Source organism: Bradyrhizobium sp. STM 3809, from assembly GCF_000239795.1.
Lineage (GTDB): Bacteria > Pseudomonadota > Alphaproteobacteria > Rhizobiales > Xanthobacteraceae > Bradyrhizobium.
This window is the reverse complement of sequence record NZ_CAFJ01000746.1, coordinates 1-2,371: the sequence shown is the minus strand read 5'-3', so window position 1 is coordinate 2,371 and position 2,371 is coordinate 1. Positions and strand designations below refer to the sequence as shown.

2 protein-coding genes are annotated in these 2,371 nt (G+C 66.1%); one reads left to right on the top strand and one right to left on the bottom strand.

Features of this window, described 5'->3' with window-relative positions:
* Positions 1-155: 155 nt before the first annotated feature.
* A complete protein-coding gene (locus BRAS3809_RS31875) occupies positions 156-677 on the bottom strand; it encodes a hypothetical protein (RefSeq protein ID WP_008966131.1) in 522 nt (173 codons plus the stop codon).
* 285 nt (positions 678-962) lie between these two features.
* Between BRAS3809_RS31875 and BRAS3809_RS31870 the strand changes: the two genes are divergently transcribed.
* The gene (locus BRAS3809_RS31870) at positions 963-2,228 is read left to right on the top strand and encodes a DUF892 family protein (protein WP_008966130.1); all 1,266 of its coding nucleotides are present in this window, start codon (positions 963-965) and stop codon (positions 2,226-2,228) included.
* The last annotated feature ends 143 nt before the right edge of the window (positions 2,229-2,371 follow it).

Genomic DNA, 2,371 nt, shown 5'->3' with positions numbered 1-2,371 from the left:
GAACTCGGCCTCGATCGAGGTGAGGCGGCTGTTCACGGCGCGGATCGCCTCGGCGATCTCCTTCTGGCCGTCCTGCAGCGCGCGCACGTGATCGACCAGCCGCAGATGGTCGGTCAACTCCTCGACCGTCTTGCCGATGTTGCTGCGGCCCCACATCACTTCACCGCGCGCAGGAGATTGCGGATCGTGGCCAGATGATCCTCGGGCGATCCGAGCCGGGCCGAGATCGCGCTCATCAGATCCTTGCGCAGCTCCGACAGCTCATCCTCGGGCACGATCCGCTCGACCGGATCGTCATGGGCGGGCATCCGCCGCGGCTCGACCTCGAGCGGGCGCGGCTCGAGTTGCCGCGGCTCGATGTCGAAGTAGGGCGGCCGCTCATAGACCGGGATGTGCGGAGCCTGGCGCGACGTGGTCATCCGCGCCAGACCCGGAAACCGCGAGGGCTGCGTCTGGACCGGCCGCTCGATCTGATCGATCAGCGCCGCGAGCGCCACGTCCATGTTGCTGTCGTCGGGTTCCTCCTCGACGACATGATACGGCGAATTCCGTTGTGTTGCCCCAATTGCGTGCGACGAGGATGTGAGCGACGATGCGTGCGCGCGGAGTCGCTCGATGACCCGGCGCACCCGGTCGCCGAGGCCGGGCTTCTCCCTGGCCGGTGTTCGCATCAACATGTCGCTCTCCAGCGCAACAGCTTAGGCGAGCAGGGAAAACCTTAGCAAGAGGCAGTTGTCCGGCTGCTAACAGGATGTCGCGCGGCAGCTGGCGCGGCGCGTCCGCATGCCGCGCTCGATGCCGGTTCCGCGCGCGAATGGATCGCATGAAGTGCGTTTCAGCGTGCATATGGCGCGCGGCGCCTGCGACGTCGGCGCAGCGGTCCTCCCGCGAAAGGTAAGGAACAACCAGTGACTCGGGCCGTTCGGACCTCTGCTTGCGTCCCCCAACGTCCGAGGCCTTCCATGTATCACCACGTCAAGAAGCTGATGTTCACCGTCCGTGTCGACGAGCCGGATCCGCGCTTCGGCAACATGCTGCTCGAGCAGTTCGGCGGCGCCAATGGCGAGCTCGCCGCCGCCATGCAGTACTCGATCCAGGGTCTCAATTGCGAGGACCCCGATCGCAAGGATCTGCTGATGGACATCGGCACCGAGGAACTCAGCCATCTCGAGGTCGTCGGCACGCTCGCGCGCATGCATCTCAAGCCCGCCAAGTTCGATCGCGAGGCCGCCGAGGCCGATCCCTTGATCGCGATCGCCGGCGGCGGCGGCGTCAATCTGTTCAACTCGCAGGGCAATCCGTGGACCGCTGATTATCTCAAGATCACCGGCGAGCTCGACGTCGACCTGCGCAGCAACATCGCCGCCGAGGCGCGCGCCAAGATCGTCTATGAGCGACTGATCAATTTCACCGACGATGCCGGCACCAAGGACGCGCTGCAGTTCCTGATGACGCGCGAGATCACCCACATGAAGGCGTTCGCGCTGGCGCTGGAGAGCATGAGCAAGCCGGCCTTCAGCGTCGGCCGCATCGCGCCGACCCCGGGGCTCGTCGATCAGTTCTTCAACGACTCCACCGGCACGGGCGACCACGGCGAGATCGACACGCGCGGTCCGTGGAACGAGGGCGGCGACTGGGTGTTCACGGAATCGCCGGCGATCCAGGCCGAGACCGGCGCGGCCAACGCGATCGTCACCGAGAGCTCGCCGCCGGTGGACGAGGCCGGCCTCGGCGATCTCCTGATCGAGGAGCTGCGGGATATTCTCCATGCCGAGAAGCAGCTCACCAAGGCGTTGCCGGCGATGGCCGAGGCCGCGCGCTTCGACCAGCTGCGCGAATTGTTCGAGCAGCACCTGGTCGAGACCGAGGCGCAGATCGAGCGCATCAACGAATGTTTCGAGCTGCTCGGCAAGACGCCCAAGGCCAAACCCTGCAAGGGCATGATGGGCCTGGTCGAGGAAGGCCAGGAGATCATCGCGCAGGGCGAGGACAAGGAAGACGCCGCCGCCGACCTCGCTTTGATCGGCGCCGCGCAGCGCGTCGAGCATTACGAGATGTCCGGCTACACCACCGCCCGCAACCTCGCCTCGCAGCTCCGCCACAGCGCCGTCGTCGCGCTGCTGTCGAAGTCGCTGGCCGAGGAGGAGAACGCCGACCAGCTGCTCAACCAGGTCGCGCGCTCGCTGATGTCGGTCGCCAAGATGCCCGCCGCGATCGAGCAGGCGTGACGAGGGCAATGCGTAGGGCGGATGAGCGCAGCGTCATCCGCCCTTGTCCCCGGGGAAGACAACGGTGATGCCCTTGGCCAAAACGCCTGGGGACGATGAGCTCGCGTCGTTTCTATGCATCAGTGCGCAGCTATCACCCCTCA